Origin of the sequence: Acinetobacter sp. AOR34_HL (assembly GCF_027854795.1) — a bacterium.
GTDB classification, from domain to species: domain Bacteria; phylum Pseudomonadota; class Gammaproteobacteria; order Pseudomonadales; family Moraxellaceae; genus Acinetobacter; species Acinetobacter junii.
Map to the genome: position 1 here is coordinate 60,311 of NZ_JAKTID010000082.1, position 19,805 is coordinate 80,115.

General features: G+C 37.8%; 15 protein-coding genes. 10 read left to right on the forward strand and 5 right to left on the reverse strand.

The genetic code is table 11. The annotated features are described in order from the left end of the window. Positions 1-2 precede the first annotated feature (2 nt). Positions 3-1,265, forward strand: a complete 1,263-nt coding sequence (locus MKL32_RS14140; protein ID WP_005403853.1) for an O-antigen ligase family protein — start codon at positions 3-5, stop codon at positions 1,263-1,265. Here MKL32_RS14140 and MKL32_RS14145 read toward each other — a convergent pair. Genes MKL32_RS14145 through MKL32_RS14155 form a run of 3 tightly spaced genes read right to left on the reverse strand, consistent with a single transcriptional unit; the run spans position 1,259 to position 4,063 of the window. Next, positions 1,259-2,515, reverse strand: coding sequence for a hypothetical protein (locus MKL32_RS14145; RefSeq protein ID WP_270900678.1), 1,257 nt, complete (start codon positions 2,513-2,515; stop codon positions 1,259-1,261). The genes MKL32_RS14140 and MKL32_RS14145 overlap by 7 nt on opposite strands. 11 nt (positions 2,516-2,526) lie before the next feature. After that, complete coding sequence (locus MKL32_RS14150) at positions 2,527-3,363, reverse strand: glycosyltransferase (protein WP_270900695.1); 837 nt, start codon at positions 3,361-3,363, stop codon at positions 2,527-2,529. Between the two features lies 1 nt (position 3,364). Beyond that, positions 3,365-4,063, reverse strand: a complete 699-nt coding sequence (locus MKL32_RS14155; protein WP_270900679.1) for a sugar transferase — start codon at positions 4,061-4,063, stop codon at positions 3,365-3,367. Between the two features lie 213 nt (positions 4,064-4,276). Here MKL32_RS14155 and MKL32_RS14160 point away from each other — a divergent pair, with 213 nt between their 5' ends. The 5 genes from MKL32_RS14160 to galE all read left to right on the forward strand — a co-directional run bounded on the left by MKL32_RS14160 (position 4,277) and on the right by galE (position 10,687). Continuing rightward, positions 4,277-5,722 carry a capsule assembly Wzi family protein gene (locus tag MKL32_RS14160; RefSeq protein ID WP_442866715.1) on the forward strand — a complete coding sequence of 482 codons (1,446 nt, stop codon included), beginning with the start codon at positions 4,277-4,279 and terminating at the stop codon, positions 5,720-5,722. Positions 5,723-5,842: 120 nt separating this feature from the next. After that, a complete protein-coding gene (gene galU / locus MKL32_RS14165) occupies positions 5,843-6,730 on the forward strand; it encodes a UTP--glucose-1-phosphate uridylyltransferase GalU (RefSeq protein WP_270900680.1) in 888 nt (295 codons plus the stop codon). Positions 6,731-6,745: 15 nt separating this feature from the next. After that, positions 6,746-8,011 (forward strand): nucleotide sugar dehydrogenase, encoded by a 1,266-nt coding sequence (locus MKL32_RS14170; protein WP_005403859.1) that lies wholly within the window; start codon positions 6,746-6,748, stop codon positions 8,009-8,011. 32 nt (positions 8,012-8,043) lie between these two features. Further along, positions 8,044-9,681, forward strand: coding sequence for a glucose-6-phosphate isomerase (gene pgi / locus MKL32_RS14175; protein ID WP_228127666.1), 1,638 nt, complete (start codon positions 8,044-8,046; stop codon positions 9,679-9,681). After that, a complete protein-coding gene (gene galE / locus MKL32_RS14180) occupies positions 9,674-10,687 on the forward strand; it encodes a UDP-glucose 4-epimerase GalE (protein WP_005403861.1) in 1,014 nt (337 codons plus the stop codon). The genes pgi and galE overlap by 8 nt, the downstream gene beginning before the upstream one ends. A gap of 54 nt (positions 10,688-10,741) precedes the next feature. Here galE and MKL32_RS14185 read toward each other — a convergent pair whose 3' ends face one another. Together MKL32_RS14185 and MKL32_RS14190 are read right to left on the reverse strand one after the other, a co-directional pair. Further along, the gene (locus MKL32_RS14185) at positions 10,742-12,112 is read right to left on the reverse strand and encodes a phosphomannomutase CpsG (protein WP_262578677.1); all 1,371 of its coding nucleotides are present in this window, start codon (positions 12,110-12,112) and stop codon (positions 10,742-10,744) included. Between the two features lie 242 nt (positions 12,113-12,354). After that, positions 12,355-13,560 carry an amino acid aminotransferase gene (locus MKL32_RS14190; protein WP_004966980.1) on the reverse strand — a complete coding sequence of 402 codons (1,206 nt, stop codon included), beginning with the start codon at positions 13,558-13,560 and terminating at the stop codon, positions 12,355-12,357. A 710-nt stretch (positions 13,561-14,270) separates the two neighbouring features. Here MKL32_RS14190 and MKL32_RS14195 point away from each other — a divergent pair. From MKL32_RS14195 to acnD, 4 genes are all read left to right on the forward strand, one after another. Beyond that, positions 14,271-14,981, forward strand: a complete 711-nt coding sequence (locus MKL32_RS14195; RefSeq protein ID WP_004956801.1) for a GntR family transcriptional regulator — start codon at positions 14,271-14,273, stop codon at positions 14,979-14,981. Then, positions 14,974-15,855: a methylisocitrate lyase gene (prpB, locus tag MKL32_RS14200; protein ID WP_004680108.1), complete on the forward strand. Its 882-nt coding sequence runs from the start codon at positions 14,974-14,976 to the stop codon at positions 15,853-15,855. The genes MKL32_RS14195 and prpB overlap by 8 nt, the downstream gene beginning before the upstream one ends. 135 nt (positions 15,856-15,990) lie before the next feature. Further along, positions 15,991-17,148 carry a bifunctional 2-methylcitrate synthase/citrate synthase gene (gene prpC / locus MKL32_RS14205; RefSeq protein WP_004966984.1) on the forward strand — a complete coding sequence of 386 codons (1,158 nt, stop codon included), beginning with the start codon at positions 15,991-15,993 and terminating at the stop codon, positions 17,146-17,148. Next, entirely contained in the window at positions 17,148-19,766 is a 2,619-nt protein-coding gene (acnD, locus tag MKL32_RS14210; protein ID WP_270900681.1) for a Fe/S-dependent 2-methylisocitrate dehydratase AcnD, read from the forward strand. Before prpC ends, acnD begins: the two co-directional genes overlap by 1 nt. The last annotated feature ends 39 nt before the right edge of the window (positions 19,767-19,805 follow it).

Genomic DNA, 19,805 nt, shown 5'->3' on the forward strand with positions numbered 1-19,805 from the left:
TAATGAGTGTTATTTTTGTAAAGAAAAATCCTAATTTTCACAACATAATTCAATTTTTAGTTGTTTTTTTTATATTTTCAGTAGTTATTCTTCCCTCAGGTACTATTGGAGATATTAATATTAAACTTCTGTCAATTGGACTTTTATCTTTGGCTTTTTCTCTTGAGTTAATTTCAAAGAAAAGTATAAGTAAAAAAAGTTTATCTCTTTTTTTAGTCTTTTTGTTTGGTTTAATGTTTGTTGCTCTAAATTATAGTAAATCATCATACTTGTCTGCAATGCGTGGATATAATTTAGATGAATCTATTCTTTTTCTTACTTATTTTATTTCTACCGCACTTTTATCAATAATAATTGTTGAGAAAATTGTAAGTACAACACTGATATTAAAGTCAATTTTTTACTCTTCTGTGTTTTATGCTTGTATCAAAATATTATTAACTTTTTTATCGTTCGCAAATATTATACCAATCCAAATAACTTCCGAGTTTATTTTTCACGAATTTAAGGTTCAGCCTATGCTGTTCCCTATTACTGATAATTTAAGTCGTTTACAATTGGCAAATGATTATATTGTTTGTTTTTTACTTTTTTTTATAATTTCAATGCCATATAAGTTTGATTTTTTAGATAAATATAAATTATCTTTGTGTTTTTTTATTTTACTATTTTGTGTCCTTATATCATTTTCAAGATATATGATGATAGTCCTTTTTTTAGCAATTGTAATTTATATTGTAAGTTTCTTTAGATTTACTATTAAGAAAATAATTTATTTTTTAATTTTTATATTGATTTCATTGCTTGTCTATTTTCAGTATATGGATGTGATAAATAACTTTTTATCAATAAGATTTTCTAATGATACAAGTGGGAGTTCTGATTCAACTAGACAGTTGCAGGTAGATTGTTTGCTTTCTGCATTTCAAGAAAGACCTTTTTTAGGTTATGGTGGTATGGGTGATTATTCATCAGCTTGTCCAGGTCCTTATGGTGCTGAGTTTTCCTATGAGGTACAATATCTTGGTTATCTGTTCAGATTTGGAATGTTTCAAACGCTAGCTATTGTCATAATATATTTCACATTGTTTTCTTTAAGTATAAATCGTAGATTTTATACTATTGAAAACTTTATCCCTTTATTGGCAGTTTTAATATGGATGACCATAGGTTTTTTTAATCCATATTTAGTTAGTAGTTATGCTTCGGTTATTGTTATTTTGTGTGTGATTATGACATACAATAGAGAAATCAATTTTCAATAAACATACCAACTTACACCATCAAAAAAAGCCTCTTTATTCCATTCTTTTTCTTTGATGGTTAAATTTTTATTACCATTTATTTTTGTATTTGATTCTGAAGTTTCAAAATGGACGCTTCCTTGTGATGTTATTTTTGAAACTTTAACTGTATAGCCTTTAAATACTCTTTCTATTGCTGGGAGTTTTAGAGTGATATTACTGTTATTATTTATAATGTACCTTCCTACATCATCTGACATTTCTGTACTATCAGTGATTTTTACTGTTTTATAGCCGATTTTTGATATTAATCCATTAGAGTCTATTTCTGCCATGATTCTATTGTTATTCTTCCATAAAATTGAGTTTTTCTTATTTTTTCCTGTAAAAACTAATCCATTTTCTGCACTAGAATCTTCTAAAAAACCAATTTGTGGTGGTGAAATTGCTGAGTCCGAACTTCTAAAATTAATTTCACTACCTTGAGATATAAAACCTACACGCCATCTTTGTTTGTAACCAGTTTCTGCATTTCTTGCTAGATAAGCAGCTGTTCCACCATATACTGATTGAGGTAGAACTACGGTGTCTATTCCATTTATTGTGTTTGGTAGTTCAACTTTAGCATTAATCAATCCATTTTCTTGAATAGCTGCACCAGTCGCTAGGCTTTCTTTGGGTATAAAAGAATTAAAGTTGGTTGTCCATATTTTTGTTACAGGATTAATTAATACACGTGTTCCATCTTTTGGAGTGCCAATTTCTTTTGTTTTAGAGTTAACCCAGCCCGCTGTTGTAATTTTGCCAGATTCAACACTAATAACATATGATGACCACTTTTCTTTTTCATCTGTATCTAAAATCATTCCTTGTCTAATTTTAACTTCATTTATTTCTTCTGAAATTAAACTATTCTCTCTGAATTTTGTATTCGAAATGATTTCCCAAGACTTTAGTGATGGTGCTGTATTATCTGCATATAAAGTAACAGAATCTCTATCTTGGTAATTTGCCATATCTAATAAATTTGCAAAACCCAATACAGGAAAATCAAAAGGCTTCTCAGAATTAGCTTGAAATGCAGCAACTACAGCATTACTTCTCATACCATATGTATCTCGCGCAGCAAAAAAATTCGAAGCAATTTTTTTTGAAATTAATAAATCTGTCGAATCTATAATTCCAATTGGATTAATTTCTATTGTTTCAGAGTAACAAAGATTTGAGCTAGATATTACAATTGCAATAAGTACTTTGTTACTGTAAGACATTTATCTTTATCCTAAATATTTTTAAACTGTTTTAAGCATTCTTTATTGATATGATCTCTTCTGGTATCTATCAACCATCCCCATTTATTAAAATATTGATAAGCACTTTTTAGATGGGCTTTCAAAAGAGTCTTATTTTTATAAGAACCTTGTTCATGTAAGTGGGTGACATAGGCTAGAGGGTAGTAAATTGCACCATATTTCTCAGCACAACGTCTTGATAAATCAACATCCTCCATATACATAAAGAAGCGTTCATCAAAGCCAGCTAGATCGAGTAGTGCATGACTTGCAAATAGCATAAAGCATCCAATCAAATTGGGCGCAAATATTGGTTTATCAATAGAAAACTTTTTTAATAAATAATTTTGATCCAGTTTCTCTCCTAATGCTGGAGAGAAGCGTCGAGCAAATAAATTCATCGGTGTTGGTAATAAACGAGCGCCATGCTGATCTACACCATCGCCTTTAAATATGCGAGGTAAGAATAATCCAGCATCTGATTTTGCCGCAAAACTTAATAACTTCTCGAATTCATTTGCTTCAAACTCAATATCAGGATTACAAATCAAAAAGAAATCTGAGGCTTTTGCATATTGGTGAATTGCAAGATTATGACCATATCCAAATCCAAAATTACCCTCAGATTTTATGTAAACAATTTTTTCATTATTTAAAGTTTGAGCCCAATTACTTTGGTCATTATCTATAAGAATGATTTTTTGTATTAAAGGGGTATTGCTTAGGGAGTCTAAAGTTGGCTTCAAGTCTAAATAGGAATGTTTGTAAATAACAATAGAGGCGAAAACTATCTTGTCAGAAACTAGTTGGGAGTCCTCAATGATCATATTAGTATGCGCCTTTGCCAAGAATAACAATGATAAATGTTTTTGCGAGAATTTTTAGGTCTTGGGAAAATGACCAATTTTTGACGTATTGAGTGTCTAATGATACACGTGTTTCATAATCAATATCGTTACGTCCACTGACCTGCCATAGCCCTGTTAGACCTGGTGTAACTGCCAGATAGTAAATAACATTGTCTTTATAACGAGTTAGTTCATCTTGGGTTACAGGTCTAGGACCTACAAAGCTCATTTCACCTTTAATGATGTTAATAAGTTGAGGCATCTCGTCTAAACTTGATTTTCTTAAAAAATGACCAATTCTTGTCACGCGAGGATCATTTTTTAGTTTGTAGGTACTGTGCCATTCTTCATATGCTATTGGATCAGATGCTAAGAGATTCTGTAATAGTTCTTGGGAGTTGCTGGCCATAGATCTAAATTTTAAACATTTAAATTTTTGACCATTTTTGCCTACTCTCTCATGTCCGTAAAAAGCACTGCCACCATCTACTTTTACAATAATGGAAAATAATAAAAACAAAGGTAGTAATACAATAAAAAGTATGATTGCAAAGGATAAATCAAAGACTCGTTTGAGAGGGGGTTGAGGTTTGATAATCATGAATTGATTTTCTTCGTTCGATATTGGGTATGTTAATTTTGTATTCATAAGAGGTAAAATTTTGCGTTCATCTATCATGATACAAGTGTAATGTGGTTTTTATTACAACTGTATTGCAAATAGCGATTGGGCAAACTTAATTAACCCGAAGTTTATTCAATTTTAAGGAATAATTCAATAAGATAGAATTTTTAGGATTTAAATAACAGCTATAGATTAAAAAATACTGAAAATTACATTCAAATTTCGATAAGATAGTTATCATTGCTCGAATAGTTTTGAGATTATAGAATGATGAAGCTGAAGCAAAAACAAATTTTAATGGGATTATTTCTTTTAGGATCAACAACATCAGTTGTTTTTGCGCAAGGAATTTTATTGAATGACAGTGAGTTGCGTAATGATTTGAACTGGCTGAATCAGCAAGGTGTAATTCAAATAAGCACGTCTACATGGCCATTGAGCGGTGATGAAATTCAAAAAGCCTTATCGAATGCAAAACCGAAAAATTCCGTACAAGAAAAAGTTATTGCTTCAATACAAAAAAATATAAATTTAGACAACAACGCTGTAAAGATTGGATTGTTTGCAGAGTCTGATCCAAAATATTTACCTAAAAGTTTTGCAGATACAAGCAAATCTGAATATCAAGGCTATTTGGAATTGAATACAGGTGGAACCTTTTGGGATGCAAAGCTTCATGTTAATGTAGAAAAAGATCAAAAAGACACGATGAATGAAGATATTAACGTTGAAGGTTCTTATCTTGCTACTAAGCTATGGAATCAGTGGTTAATAGCAGGTCAAATACCAACATGGTGGGGTCCTGGTCATGAAGGTAGCTTAATTCGTGGTGATGCGAGTAGACCTGTCTATGGTGTCACTATGCAAAGAGCCTTACAAAATCCATTTGAAACAAAATGGTTGTCTTGGTTTGGATCATGGCAGTATCAGGCTTTTGCCGGGCAACTCAAAGATTATGATGCTGTTCCGCATGCAAAATTACTCGGGCTAAGAGTAACGGCTCAACCATTTCAGTTTTTAGAGCTTGGTGCTTCACGTGTATTACAATGGGGTGGAGAGGGGCGTTCTGAAAGTTTAAATACTTTATGGGAGGCGATCAAAGGCAATGATAATGTCGATAATCCTAACGAAGATCGTTCTAATCAGCTTGCAGGGATAGATTTTAGACTTAATTTAAATAAAGCTTTAGGATATCCAATAGGTGTCTATGGACAAGTAGTTGGAGAAGATGAAGCAAGTGGTTTACCTTCGAGAAAAACTTACTTAGCCGGTTTGGATTACGCAGCTTCTTATAAAAATATGCCTTTTTCAGCTTATGTGGAGTGGGCGGACACTAGCACAAATGGTGAAAACTTAGGTTATAGTTATAATCACTATATTTATACTGATGGTTATTATCAGAATGGTTATCCCCTTGCTTACCCAATTGGCGGTGATGGTGATATGTTTTCATTAGGTGGGGATATTCAGTTCGATAAAGTTAATCGTTTAATGGGTAGAGTGTTTTATACTCAAGTTAATCAATCGAATGTAGAAACTAATCATGCATTTGATCAAAAAGATAAGATAAAAGGTTTGGATCTTACTTGGACTCATAATATCAAACCTCAAATTCCTTTAAAGATTAATGCTTGGTTAAGTGACTCTGATGTTAAAGGAAAAGATAGTGGTGCTTCTGTGAGTCTAGAACTTCCATTAAATATGAAATTTTAAAGATGAAAGAACTGTTTTTTATCTGACTAGACGATATAAATTTATCCAAACCATCTCACGGTTTAATAACATGTGAGATTTATTTAATCTTAGATAGAAAGTTTTATAGTGAATAAAAAAATGATCAAAAAAGCCATTCTTCCTGTTGCTGGGTTAGGGACTCGTTTCTTACCTGCCAGTAAGTCAATTCCTAAAGAAATGGTCACGGTTGTTGATCGTCCGGCAATTGAATACGTTGTTCGAGAGGCTGTTGAAGCAGGTATTGAGCAAATTATTTTAGTGACTCATTCATCGAAAGTGTCGATAGAGAATTATTTTGATCGTAATTTTGAGTTAGAGACAATTTTGATAGAAAAACAAAAATTTGATCTCTTGGACGAAATTACAGATATTATTCCTGATCATGTCTCTATTGTTAGTATTCGTCAACCTCAACCACTTGGCTTAGGGCATGCTGTTTTATGTGCGAAAGATATCGTTGGTGATGATGATTTTGCTGTCCTACTTCCTGACGTTTTAGTTAAAAATGCCTCCAATCAGCAAAGCGATTTGGAAATAATGATTGGGCGCTATAACAAAGTTAATATTGCTCAGGTTATGGTTGAAAGTGTGTTGCCACATTTAGTAGATCAATATGGGATCGTTGATGTTGCGACATTACCTCAGGAGGGTGGAAGCGAGGTGATGCGAGGAATTGTTGAAAAACCTAAAATTGCTGATGCACCATCAAACCTTTCTGTAGTCGGTCGTTATGTTTTACCTAATAAAATTATGAAAATTCTAGAGCACACATCAAAAGGTGCGGGTAATGAAATTCAATTGACTGATGCAATTGCAACATTACAAAAAAATGATGTAGTTGAGGCTTATAGAATGAGAGGTAAAACGTTTGATTGTGGAAATAAATTAGGCTACTTAAAAGCTGTATTGGATTATGGAGTAAACCATCCAAAATTAGGAAAGGATTTTAAACAATTAATTGCAGACTTGGATATTCATCTTTCTTAGATAATAGGATGCAAAATGAAAATTGCAATCTTTGGTACCACTTTACATGCTGGAGTTATGGCAGCATTGTTATCTGAGTATGGTAATCAGGTTTATTGGTGCCGTCAGAATTCATATTTGAACAACAATATTTCAGGTATCGAATATCAAGAAGAAGAAGTAAATCGTAGGCTAATCAAACAGCGAGATTTAGGCAGTTTAATTGAAAAGAACTTGACTGATATTCCTGTGGATGTGGAAGTTTACTTTTTCTGCTTTAATCCAACAGAGTATGATCTTGCATTCAATACATTGAGTCTGCTATCACATCGGTCTATAGTTCATCCTCGATTAATGATAAATAGTTCAACCTTTGGTTTACATGGAACTGAAAAACTAAAAGCAATATTACCAAATGATTATTGGGTTTATTTCCCTGATGTTATTCAAGAGGGAAATGCTGTTAATAGTGTCTTAAATGTTAAACATGTTATTGTTGGTGTAGAGGTAGAAGAATCAAAACTATTGATTAAAGAGTTATTGAGACCATTTTTTCGATATGAGAATCAATATTTATTTATGCCTATTTTAGATGCAGAATTTACCAAATTGAGTATCTCAGGCATGTTGGCGACACGTGTAAGTTATATGAATGACTTGGCTTTAGTTGCTGAGAAACTGGGTATCGATATATTGAATGTGAAACAAGCATTAGGTGCAGATACTCGAATTGGCTCGGCTTATTTATCGCCAGGATCTGGTTTTGGTGGAGAGAATTTTTCACATGATATTTTGACCTTATCAAGTGCGGTTTCCAAGACAGGTGCTAAAAGTCGTCTTCTTCAACAGGTTTGGGAGATTAATGAAACACAAAAAGAAATTCTTTTTAGGAAACTTTGGAATTATTATCATTCAAATCTGAAAGAAAAAACCATAGCTATATGGGGAGCATCGTTCAAGGAAAATAGTTCTAATGTCAATAACTCTCCTATCCACACGATATTAGCCGCATTATGGGCTCAAGGGGCAAAGGTACGATTACATGACCCCCAAGCATTACAAGAAATATATAAAATTTACGGTGAGCGAGAAGATTTAGTCCTTAGTCACGATCCTTATGAAGTTGTTAATGATGCCGATGCACTGTGTATTGTTACAGCATGGAAGTGTTATTTTAGCCCTAATTTTCAACAATTACATAAAAAAATGCGTCATCCATTAATTTTAGATGGGCGTAATATTTATGATCCTGACTATGTTAAAGCAAACGGCTTTGTTTATGAGGGTGTTGGACGTAAATGAATGAAAAAATTGAAGAATATTTAATGAAAAACATGCATATACCAAATTACACTTTGCAGTTATTAGCTGACAAACTAAAATCTAAACACCTTAATGAATTATTTTCAGAGCAAGTTGATCGTTTCGAACAGTTTTGCTTACACTATGACGATATAAGTTTTGATTTTAGTAAACATAGAATAGATATAGAAATAATAAATGCTTTAGTCGAATTTGCTAATAAAAAACAGCTGGATATTTGGATCAAAAGATTGTTCTCTGGTGAGAAGATAAACTACACCGAGAATCGGTCAGCGATGCACTGGGCTCTGAGATTACCGAGATTTAACACCGAATTTGATGAGTTATCATCATCCGTGCATCGACAACTTGAAAACATGTACAAGTTAGTAAACCAAATACATGCCGGACAGTATCGTGGTGTAACTGGTGAAGTTATTCAAGATGTCGTAAATATTGGTGTTGGTGGATCAGATCTAGGACCTTTAATGGTTACGCACGCACTTTCTGATTTTAAAGTGCTTACAGCTAAACCTTTAGCAGTACATTTTGTTTCTACCATGGATGGTAGTCAGTTATCTGATTTATTACATCAATTACGACCTGAAACCACTCTTTTTATTATATCCTCAAAATCGTTTGGTACTATTGATACTTTATCAAATGCGGAAACGGCTCGTCAGTGGCTGCAAAAAGCTCTGGGAGATAGAGAGTGTGTGATAAAAAGTCATTTTGTAGGTGTATCGACAAAACCTGAAAAAATGACAGAGTGGGGAATATCCCCTGACAAACAACTTCTGCTCTGGGATTGGGTCGGTGGTCGATATTCATTATGGTCATGCATTGGATTTCCTATAGCTTTAAGTATAGGTGTTGATGGTTTTAAGCATCTACTCGCTGGTGCCTATGCGATGGATCAACACTTTCAAACAACAGCTTTTGAGAACAACATTCCTGTTTTAATGGGATTACTCGGAGTTTGGAATAATAATTTCTTAAATATTCAAACTCATGCAGTATTACCATATGATGGACGTTTAAAGTACTTTGCTTCCTATTTGCAGCAATTGGAAATGGAGTCCAATGGAAAGTCAACTCAACGTAATGGAGAAAAAGTGGACTCTGTTACATGTCCAATTATTTGGGGAGAAGTTGGACCAAATGCACAACATGCATTTTATCAGCTTTTGCATCAAGGCACGCATTCCGTAAGTTGTGACTTTATTGCACCTGTAAAACGATATAACGCTAATCAATTTACTTATGCAGAGAATGCTGCCGCTCTAGTAGATCAACATCATCTTGCTTTATCTAATTGTTTGGCTCAGTCACGGTTATTAGCATTTGGTAACCAGGCGCTTTCGAATAATGAATTAAATAATTTACCAACTTATAAACAATATGAGGGTAATCAACCAAGCTCTACTATTCTTTTAAAAGAATTAAATCCATATAGTTTGGGTATGTTGATAGCAATGTACGAACATAAGGTTTTCGTACAATCAGTTTTGTGGAATATTAATCCTTTTGATCAATGGGGTGTTGAGAAAGGGAAGGAAATTGCTAGTCAGTTATTACCTGTTTTAAATCGTGAGATCGAAGATATTTCAACTTTTGATGTTTCAACACAAGGTTTATTAAAAATATTATTAGGGAAGACAGATGGCTAAAATATTAGTGACCGGAGGTGCTGGTTATATTGGTTCACATGCTTGTCTTGAATTACTTAATGCGGGTCACGAAGTTATTGTATTGGATAATTTGTCAAATAGCTCTGAAGAATCTCTAAAACGTGTACAAAAGCTGGCGAATAAATCCTTAATTTTTGTTCAAGGAGACATCCGTGATGAAGATGCTTTAGATCAGTTGTTTAAAAATTATGATATTGAAGCGGTTATTCATTTTGCTGGTTTAAAAGCTGTTGGCGAAAGTCAGGAAAGACCATTAATTTATTTTGACAATAATATTGCAGGTAGTAATCAGCTTGTTAAATCTATGGAGAAAGCAGGAATTTTTAATCTTGTATTTAGTTCATCGGCAACAGTTTATGGTGAACTAAACCCATCTCCATACCATGAAGATATGCTTTTAAGTATTCCTAATAATAATTATGGGTATACTAAAATGATTATTGAGCAGATGCTACAAAAAATAGCACTGGCAGATTCTAGATGGTCGATTGCTTTATTACGTTATTTCAATCCTGTTGGTGCTCATAAAAGTGGACAGATTGGTGAAGACCCTCTAGGTGTTCCAAATAATTTGATGCCTTATGTGACACAAGTTGCTGTAGGGCGGCGTGAGAAACTGTCGATTTTTGGCAATGACTACCCAACTAAAGATGGAACTTGTGAACGGGACTTTATCCATGTTGTTGACTTGGCTAGAGCCCATGTTTTGGCAGTGGCGAATCGTTTGAATAGTCGTGGCTGTCGGGCTTGGAATATTGGAACAGGTGTTCCAATATCAGTTTTGCAAATTAAAGAAACCTTTGAAAAAGTGAATGGTATTCAAATTCCAACAGAGTTTGTTGATAGACGTGAGGGGGATTTATCCGCTTTTTATGCAGATGCCTCTCGTGCTGAACAAGAGTTGGAATGGAAGCCACAATATACTTTGGAAGATATGCTAGCGGATAGTTGGAACTGGCAAAAACAAAATCCCAATGGTTTTTAAGTAGTTGAGTAGTGATAATAAAGGAGCTTTAAGCTCCTTTATTTTTGGGATGAATTAGCCCTGAATTAAAGCAGTGAGTTCATCGACATAACTTTGCATAGGTTGCGGATTTTTATCAGCACGACTTTCAATGTTTAAGCGAAGCAGTGGTTCTGTATTCGATGCGCGAACATTCAAACGCCACGCACCAAAATCAAGGCTGACGCCATCAGTACGATCGATCTGTGGATTTTGGTCCGCATAATGATCAAAGATCTTTTGAACCGTTGCTTGCGTGTCTGCCACTTTAAAATTAATTTCGCCGCTACACGGGAATTTGGCAATCATATTTTCAACGAGTGTGGAGAGGGATTGTTCTGTTTCTGAGAGTAGAGCAATGGTGAGTAACCAAGGAATCATACCGCTATCACAATAAGCGAAGTCACGGAAATAATGATGTGCACTCATTTCTCCACCGTAAACAGCATTGTGTTCACGCATTACATCTTTAATAAAAGCATGTCCAGATTTTGATTGAACTGCGATACCATGGTATTGCTCTACGATATCAAAGGTATTCCAAACTAGACGTGGGTCATGCACTATTTTCTCGCCAGATTGTTTGATCAAGAATGCTTGTGCCAATAAGCCAACAATGTAGTAGCCTTCGATAAATTGACCTTTCTCATCAAATAGGAAGCAGCGGTCAAAGTCGCCATCCCATGCAACGCCCATATCTGCATGGTGTGCGAGCACAGCATTACGGGTACTGTCTCGGTTTTCAATTAAGATCGGATTCGGAATACCATTAGGGAAGGTTCCATCGGCTTCATGATGAATTTTAATAAATTCAACAGGAATATTCAGTTGCTGAAATTTCTGTTCAATCGCATCAATCACATGACCTGCTGCACCATTACCTGCATTTACCACCAGCTTGAGTGGTTTAATTTTCTGAGGATCGATATAGGTTAATAAGTGATCGACAAACTCTGGCAAAATATTATAGTTTTCAGTTGTACCTTTTTGCTCAACTTCTGTAAAAGTACCTGATTCAGCGAGTGCTTGAATGTCTTTTAAACCTGTATCAGCACTGATTGGACGTGCATTTTCACGTACCAATTTCATGCCATTGTAGTCCATCGGGTTGTGGCTGGCAGTTACTTCAATGCCACCTTGGACATCAAGATGGAAAGCGCCGAAATAAACTTCTTCAGTACCCGTCATGCCTAAATCTAGAACATTGACACCTGCATCATTGAGACCACGAATGGTTGCTTGCTTTAAGCCTTCACTGCTCTGACGGATGTCACAACCAATCACCACTTTTTTAGGTTGATAGATTTGTCCGTATGCACGACCAATTTTATAGGCGATTTCTTCGTTCAGTTCGGTACCTAATTTTCCGCGAATATCATACGCTTTGAAGCAAGTCAGTTGAGTCATTTTGAAAAGTGCTGTTGTAGTTAATTAATGTGTTGCAGTATACAAAGACTGAGCTAGATTGAACATTGAATGATACAGATTTAATCATTAAATCATTTTTCTTTGCCTAAGCTTGATGATCAATCTTAAATATATGAGTAGCAAATAAAAAAGGTTGTTTCACGTGAAACAACCTTTTTTGATACATAAAGTCTCCCTTTTAAAAGGGAGATGAGGAGCGAATATAGCTCCGCAAGGGGATGTTAAGCTGATTTTGCTAACACTTCAGCCATTGCTTTTGCAACTTTATAAATATTATTCATATTTAAACCTGCAACGCAGATACGACCACTACGAACAAGGTAAATTGCATATTCTTCACGTAAGGTGTCGACTTGCTCGCCTGTCAAACCTGTGTAGCTGAACATACCTTTTTGGTTTACAAGGTAGCTAAAGTCACGCTCAGGAAGTGCTTTCGTCAACTCATCTTTTAAGATACTACGCATTTTGATAATACGTTCGCGCATCTCTTTAACTTCGTTTTGCCATTGTTGATTAAGATCAGCATCATTTAATACTTGATCAACCAACCATGCACCCGTTGTTGGTGGGCTAGAATAGATACGACGGACCGTTGCTTTTAACTGACCGAATGTGCATTTTGCTGCTTCAGCATCGTCACATACGAAAGTTAAACCACCAACACGCTCACCATAAAGTGAGAAGATTTTAGAGAACGAGTTGCTTACGATGAAGTTCAGACCAGCTTGGTCTAAAGCACGAATCGCATAAGCATCTTGTTCCATGCTATCGCCAAAGCCTTGGTAAGCAATATCAAGGAATGGAATCAAGTTACGCTCTTTTAATGCTGCAATGACTTGATCCCACTGTGCTGGATTTAGATCAGCACCTGTCGGGTTATGGCAGCAAGGGTGTAACAATACGATGCTTTGCTCTGGCAAAGTTTTTAATGTAGACAACATGCCGTCAAAATCAACACCACGAGTTTCTGCATCGAAGTAAGGATAGTAGTTGCTCTTGATGCCAGCACCGTTGAAGATCGCAACATGGTTATCCCACGTTGGTTGGCTCACCCACACTTCTGAATTTGGGAAATAAGTTTTTAAGAAATCTGCACCAACTTTTAATGCACCTGAACCACCAAGAGTTTGGATGGTAGCAACACGACCTTGTTGAATTGCAGGGCTATTTGCACCAAACAATAACGCTTGAATCGCATCACGGTAAGGTTTAAAACCTTCCATTGGTAGATAAAGTTTGGTTTGAGTATTTTTAGGTGCAATACGTTTTTGAGCTTCGATAATAGTTTCGAGCTGTGGAACGATACTGTCTTCGTTGTAGTACAAACCAATACTTAAATTAACCTTTTCAGCGCGTGGATCAGCGTTGAACTGTTCCATTAAAGAGAGAATTGGGTCGCCTGCATAAGGTGGGATATGTTGAAACATTAACAATGTCCTTTTATTCAACAAGGTGCATGGATGTGTCTTGTGGAGCGCTGCTCCAGATGCCCAATAATGTACCAATAAAGCGATGATGAAGCACGCTGTTATTTACATTTCTAGTGTAGGGTCTGTTGACATTTCACAGATGCTTGCGACAGAGGACATTTTTTTAGCCGGTACAAGGCATGTTTAGCGAAATTTAGTTATTCTAAATGAGCGAAACATAACGCAGTAACGACAAAAATGTTCCTGTCCCGCAGGGTTATGGCTAAAACCTCCCTAAACTGCGTTATGAAACTTGACAAGGGAAGGCCATTGCCTGCGTTTCATGTCTTGTTTATGTTGTTTTAGCCGATAACGCAATGCATGGCTGAAATATCAACAGACCCTATTATTTACTTACAAAAATTTGTAGCAAAGCACTCGATTATAAAGATTGTCTACAATCAAGCTGTCATACCATAGTCGTAGCATAAGCAATATCAATGGGTCCAAAGATATAAAAAATTGAGCTTAGACTAATTGCAGTAAAATCATAAACATTTGTTTTATTTATACTTATTATGATTTTTATGACGGTTTTGAATGATTCTAATCAGAATGGATAGAATGTCTGACTGACTGCACAGGTCTATTTTATTGTCGACAATCCTATTGCATTATTTCTATTATCCCGTTATAAAATCATCAAAACTGTAGAGATTGTCGACAATATGCAAGATACCCTTGTTCCTCAAGCCATCAGCACAAGTCAGAGTATTACCCTGACGGAACATGTATTTAAGCAAATTCAATCCGCAATCGTGTTAGGGCAGATTCCTGCGGGAAGCAAGATTTCTGAACCTGAACTGGCACGCATCTATGGCATTAGTCGTGGGCCTTTGCGTGAAGCGATTCATCGTCTTGAAGGGCAGCGATTGGTTGAGCGTACCGCCCATGTTGGTGCGCGAGTTGTTTCTCTTTCTCTACAACAATTTAAAGAACTTTACCAAATTCGTGCTTCACTTGAAGGCTTAGCTTGTAAGTTGGCTGCACAGCATATTGATAAAAAACAAATCTTAGCATTGCGTGATGTGTTACGAATGCATGCTGAAGATGAAAACTTTAAAGCAGGTAAGGGTTATTACCTACAAGAAGGTCAAGACGATTTCCATTACTGCATTATCAAAAGCAGTGGCAATAAAACCTTAGAAAAAATGTTATGTGATGAGCTGTATCACCTCATCCGTATGTACCGAATTCAATTTTCAAACACCCCAAATCGACCGAGCAAAGCTTGGGACGAACATATCCGCATTTTAGATGCGATCGCAGAAGGTGACGGTGAACTTGCCGAAATGCTGATGCACCGTCACATCAATGCATCTTACAAAATTGTTGAGCAAACATTGCTGCAAACCCAAGGAGAACATCAACATGGCTAAATCTGCTGGTCAGCTATTCCGCGACGCGGTCGCAAATGAAAAACCATTACAAGTGGTTGGTGCGATCAACGCCAATCATGCATTGTTAGCAAAACGTGCAGGCTATAAAGCAATTTATTTGTCAGGTGGTGGTGTTGCCGCAGGTTCGTTAGGTTTACCTGATTTAGGGATTAGTAACCTTGATGATGTATTGACGGATGTACGCCGTATTACTGATGTCTGTGATTTACCATTATTGGTTGATGTGGATACAGGTTTTGGTGCTTCAGCATTCAACATTGCACGTACTACTAAATCAATGATTAAGTTCGGCGCAGCAGCAATGCACATCGAAGACCAAGTGGGTGCAAAGCGTTGTGGACACCGTCCAAACAAAGCAATCGTGACCCAACAAGAAATGGTTGATCGTATTAAAGCTGCGGTTGATGCGCGTACTGATGAAAACTTTGTGATCATGGCGCGTACTGATGCACTTGCAGTTGAAGGTTTACAAGCAGCAATTGACCGTGCAGGTGCTTACATTGAAGCAGGTGCGGATATGTTGTTCCCTGAAGCGATCACTGAATTGGCGATGTACAAGCAATTTGCTGATCTGACCAAAGTTCCAGTATTAGCAAACATTACTGAATTTGGTTCTACACCATTATTCACGACTGAAGAATTGGCTTCTGCGGATGTGAGCATTGCGTTGTACCCACTTTCAGCATTCCGTGCGATGAACAAAGCAGCGGAAAATGTGTATGAGACTCTGCGTCAAGAAGGCACACAGAAGAACGTTGTTGACACCATGCAAACTCGTCAAGAATTGTATGAGCGCATTAACTACCATGCGTTTGAACAATACCTAGATGGAACTTTCGCGAAGAATAAATAAGGAATCCCCCTAAATCCCCCTTTGTAAAGGGGGACTTCCCTCCCTTTGGAAAGGGAGGTGAGGAGCGGTTGTAGCTCCGCAAGTGGGATTTTAGAACTCATAATTCACATAGAAAGAACAGAAAAGGACAATCTTATGAGCAGTAATGAAACTCCAACAGGCTTCAAGCCAAAAAAATCAGTTGCGTTAAGTGGTCAAGTTGCAGGTAACACAGCACTTTGTACCGTAGGTCGTAGTGGTAATGACTTGCACTATCGTGGTTATGACATTCTTGACCTTGCAGTGGGTAGCGAATTTGAAGAAGTTGCGCACTTGCTTGTACATGGCAAACTGCCAAACAAAGCTGAGTTGAAAGCCTATAAAGCAAAACTGAAAGCACTTCGTGGCTTACCAGCCGCATTGAAAACTGCACTTGAGCAGTTACCACCATCTGCACACCCAATGGACGTGATGCGTACGGGCGTTTCAGTTCTAGGTTGTTTAACGCCTGAACATGAAGACCACAATGAAGCAGGTGCAAAAGACATCGCTGATAAATTGATGGCAAGCTTGGGTTCAATGTTGTTGTATTGGTACCACTTCAGCAACAACGGTCGTCGTATCGAAGTTGAAACGAATGATGACTCAATCGCTGCGCATTTCCTCCATTTACTTCATGGTGAAGCGCCATCTGAAGAATGGATTCAAGCAATGCATACGTCTTTGATTCTGTATGCTGAGCATGAATTCAACGCTTCTACATTTACTTCACGTGTTGTTGCAGGTACAGGTTCAGACATGTACTCAGCAATTACAGGTGGTATTGGTGCGTTGCGTGGTCCAAAACATGGTGGTGCGAATGAAGTTGCATTTGTGATTCAACAACGTTATGACAACGCTGATGAAGCAGAAGCAGACATCCGTAGCCGTGTAGAGAAAAAAGAAGTGATCATCGGCTTTGGTCACCCTGTTTATACGATCTCTGATCCACGTAACGAAGTGATCAAGAAAGTGGCGCGTGATCTTGCTGAAGCGCAAGAGAACACCAAAATGTACCTCATTGCTGAACGTTTAGAAGCAGTGATGAAAGAAGTGAAAAACATGTTCCCGAATCTCGACTGGTTCAGCGCTGTGAGCTATCACTTGATGGGTGTGCCAACAGCCATGTTCACGCCATTATTCGTGATTGCACGTACAGCGGGTTGGTCGGCACACGTGATTGAACAACGTCAAGACGGCAAAATTATTCGCCCAAGCGCGAACTATACTGGCCCTGAAAACTTAGAATTTAAACCATTGGCGGAGCGTGGTTAATGACAAATCAATACCGTAAACCGCTGCCAAATCAGAATGGCAATACCCAGCTCGAATACTATGACGTGCGTCAAGCCGTTGAAGATATTCAGCCAGGCGCATATGAAACTTTGCCATACACCTCGAAAGTGTTGGCAGAGCAGCTTGTGCGTAAAGCTGATGCAGAAAACTTAACTGATTATTTAAAGCAACTGATTGAACGCCGTCAGGACTTGGATTTTCCTTGGTATCCTGCGCGCGTGGTGTGTCATGACATCTTAGGTCAAACAGCATTGGTTGATCTTGCAGGCTTGCGTGATGCGATTGCTGAAAAAGGTGGTGATCCATCTAAAGTCAATCCAGTGGTGCCAACGCAGTTGATCGTGGATCACTCTTTGGCAGTTGAATTTGGTGGCTTTGATCCTGACGCGTTTGAGAAAAACCGTGCGATTGAAGATCGTCGCAACGAAGACCGTTTCCACTTTATTGAGTGGACGAAAACGGCATTTAAAAATGTCGACGTGATCCCTGCGGGTAACGGCATCATGCATCAAATCAACTTGGAGAAAATGTCTCCAGTGATTCAAAATCGTGATGGTTTAGCGTTCCCAGACACATGTGTAGGTACAGACTCACATACACCACATACGGATGCACTTGGTGTGATCTCAGTGGGTGTAGGTGGTTTAGAAGCTGAAAACGTGATGTTGGGTCGTGCATCGTGGATGCGTCTTCCAGACATTATCGGTGTTGAGCTAGTCGGTCAGCGTCAAGCAGGTATTACTGCAACGGATATCGTACTTGCTTTAACTGAGTTCTTGCGTAAAGAACGTGTCGTTGGTGCATATCTTGAGTTCTTCGGTGAAGGCGCTGACAGTATGTCTGTGGGTGACCGTGCAACCATCTCGAACATGACACCTGAATACGGTGCAACGGCTGCGATGTTCTACATCGACCAAAACACGATTGATTATTTACGCCTGACAGGTCGTGAAGATGCACAAGTGGCATTGGTTGAGCAATACGCAAAAGAAATCGGTCTTTGGGCATCAGATATGACCAAAGCACAGTATCCACGCGTACTTCGTTTTGATCTTTCAACAGTCACTCGTAACATTGCAGGTCCATCAAACCCACATGCACGTGTATCTACTGCTGACTTGAAAGAAAAAGGTATTGCTGGTGTTGTTGAAAACCGTACGGATGGTTTAATGCCTGATGGCGCGATCATCATTGCGGCAATTACTTCTTGTACCAATACCTCAAATCCACGTAACACGGTGGCAGCAGGTCTATTGGCACGTAAAGCCAATGAACTTGGTTTAGTGCGTAAACCTTGGGTGAAATCTTCATTTGCACCAGGTTCTAAAGCTGCTGCACTTTATCTTGAAGAAGCTGGCGTACTGAAAGACTTAGAAAAACTTGGTTTTGGTATCGTGGCGTATGCATGTACTACGTGTAATGGTATGTCAGGTGCGCTTGATCCAGTGATTCAACAAGAAATCATTGACCGTGATTTGTATGCGACAGCGGTACTTTCGGGTAACCGTAACTTCGATGGTCGTATCCATCCATATGCAAAACAAGCGTTCTTGGCATCGCCTCCACTTGTGGTAGCGTATGCGATTGCAGGGACAATTCGTTTTGACATCGAAAAAGATTCATTGGGTACAGACAAAGACGGTAATCCAATTTACCTGAAAGATATCTGGCCATCTGATGCTGAAATCGATGCACTGGTAAAAGAAGCTGTGAAGCCTGAACAATTCCGTAAAGTCTACATTCCTATGTTTGACCTCGGTGAAGTTGAGCAAGCGGAAAGCCCACTTTACGACTGGCGTCCTATGAGTACTTACATCCGTCGTCCGCCGTATTGGGAAGGGGCGTTGGCTGCACCACGTACTTTGACCAACATGCGTCCGCTTGCAATTTTGGGTGATAACATCACGACTGACCATTTATCGCCTTCAAATGCGATCATGATGGATTCGGCTGCGGGTGAATACCTACACAAAATGGGCGTACCTGAAGAAGACTTCAACTCATACGCGACACATCGTGGTGACCATTTGACCGCACAACGTGCAACATTTGCCAACCCGAAATTGTTTAATGAAATGGTGGTTCGTTCAGACGGCACGATTAAACAAGGTTCAAAAGCGCGTGTAGAGCCTGAAGGCGAAGTGATGCGTATGTGGGAAGCGATTGAAACTTACATGAACCGTAAGCAACCGTTGATCATTGTAGCGGGTGCGGATTATGGTCAAGGTTCAAGCCGTGACTGGGCAGCGAAAGGTGTTCGTCTTGCAGGTGTTGAAGCAATCGTGGCTGAAGGTTTTGAGCGTATTCACCGTACTAACCTAGTCGGTATGGGCGTGTTACCGCTTGAGTTTAAACCAGGTGTGAACCGTAAAACGTTGAAGTTAGATGGTACTGAGCTTTATAGCGTGATTGGTAATATCTCACCGCGTTCGACTTTGACTTTAGTGATTGAGCGTTCAACTGCTGATGGTAAAGAAGAAATTCTTGAAGTTCCTGTAACTTGCCGTTTAGATACAGAAGAAGAAGTTTCTGTATATGAAGCGGGCGGTGTATTACAGCGTTTTGCGCAAGACTTTTTAGAAGGTCAAGTGGCTTAATACTTTAGCTAAAATTAATTGATATGATTTAAAAAAGAC

Coding starts and splice junctions, on each gene's coding strand:
- MKL32_RS14145 (WP_270900678.1), bottom strand. CDS start 2,515: ATGTCTTACAGTAACAAAGTACTTATTGCAATTGTAATATCTAGCTCA.
- MKL32_RS14170 (WP_005403859.1), top strand. CDS start 6,746: ATGAAAATTGCAATCTTTGGTACCACTTTACATGCTGGAGTTATGGCA.
- prpC (WP_004966984.1), top strand. CDS start 15,991: ATGAGCAGTAATGAAACTCCAACAGGCTTCAAGCCAAAAAAATCAGTT.
- galU (WP_270900680.1), top strand. CDS start 5,843: ATGATCAAAAAAGCCATTCTTCCTGTTGCTGGGTTAGGGACTCGTTTC.
- MKL32_RS14160 (WP_442866715.1), top strand. CDS start 4,277: ATGATGAAGCTGAAGCAAAAACAAATTTTAATGGGATTATTTCTTTTA.
- MKL32_RS14190 (WP_004966980.1), bottom strand. CDS start 13,560: ATGTTTCAACATATCCCACCTTATGCAGGCGACCCAATTCTCTCTTTA.
- MKL32_RS14195 (WP_004956801.1), top strand. CDS start 14,271: ATGCAAGATACCCTTGTTCCTCAAGCCATCAGCACAAGTCAGAGTATT.
- galE (WP_005403861.1), top strand. CDS start 9,674: ATGGCTAAAATATTAGTGACCGGAGGTGCTGGTTATATTGGTTCACAT.
- MKL32_RS14155 (WP_270900679.1), bottom strand. CDS start 4,063: ATGATAGATGAACGCAAAATTTTACCTCTTATGAATACAAAATTAACA.
- MKL32_RS14185 (WP_262578677.1), bottom strand. CDS start 12,112: ATGACTCAACTGACTTGCTTCAAAGCGTATGATATTCGCGGAAAATTA.
- MKL32_RS14140 (WP_005403853.1), top strand. CDS start 3: ATGAGTGTTATTTTTGTAAAGAAAAATCCTAATTTTCACAACATAATT.
- MKL32_RS14150 (WP_270900695.1), bottom strand. CDS start 3,363: ATGATCATTGAGGACTCCCAACTAGTTTCTGACAAGATAGTTTTCGCC.
- acnD (WP_270900681.1), top strand. CDS start 17,148: ATGACAAATCAATACCGTAAACCGCTGCCAAATCAGAATGGCAATACC.
- pgi (WP_228127666.1), top strand. CDS start 8,044: ATGCATATACCAAATTACACTTTGCAGTTATTAGCTGACAAACTAAAA.
- prpB (WP_004680108.1), top strand. CDS start 14,974: ATGGCTAAATCTGCTGGTCAGCTATTCCGCGACGCGGTCGCAAATGAA.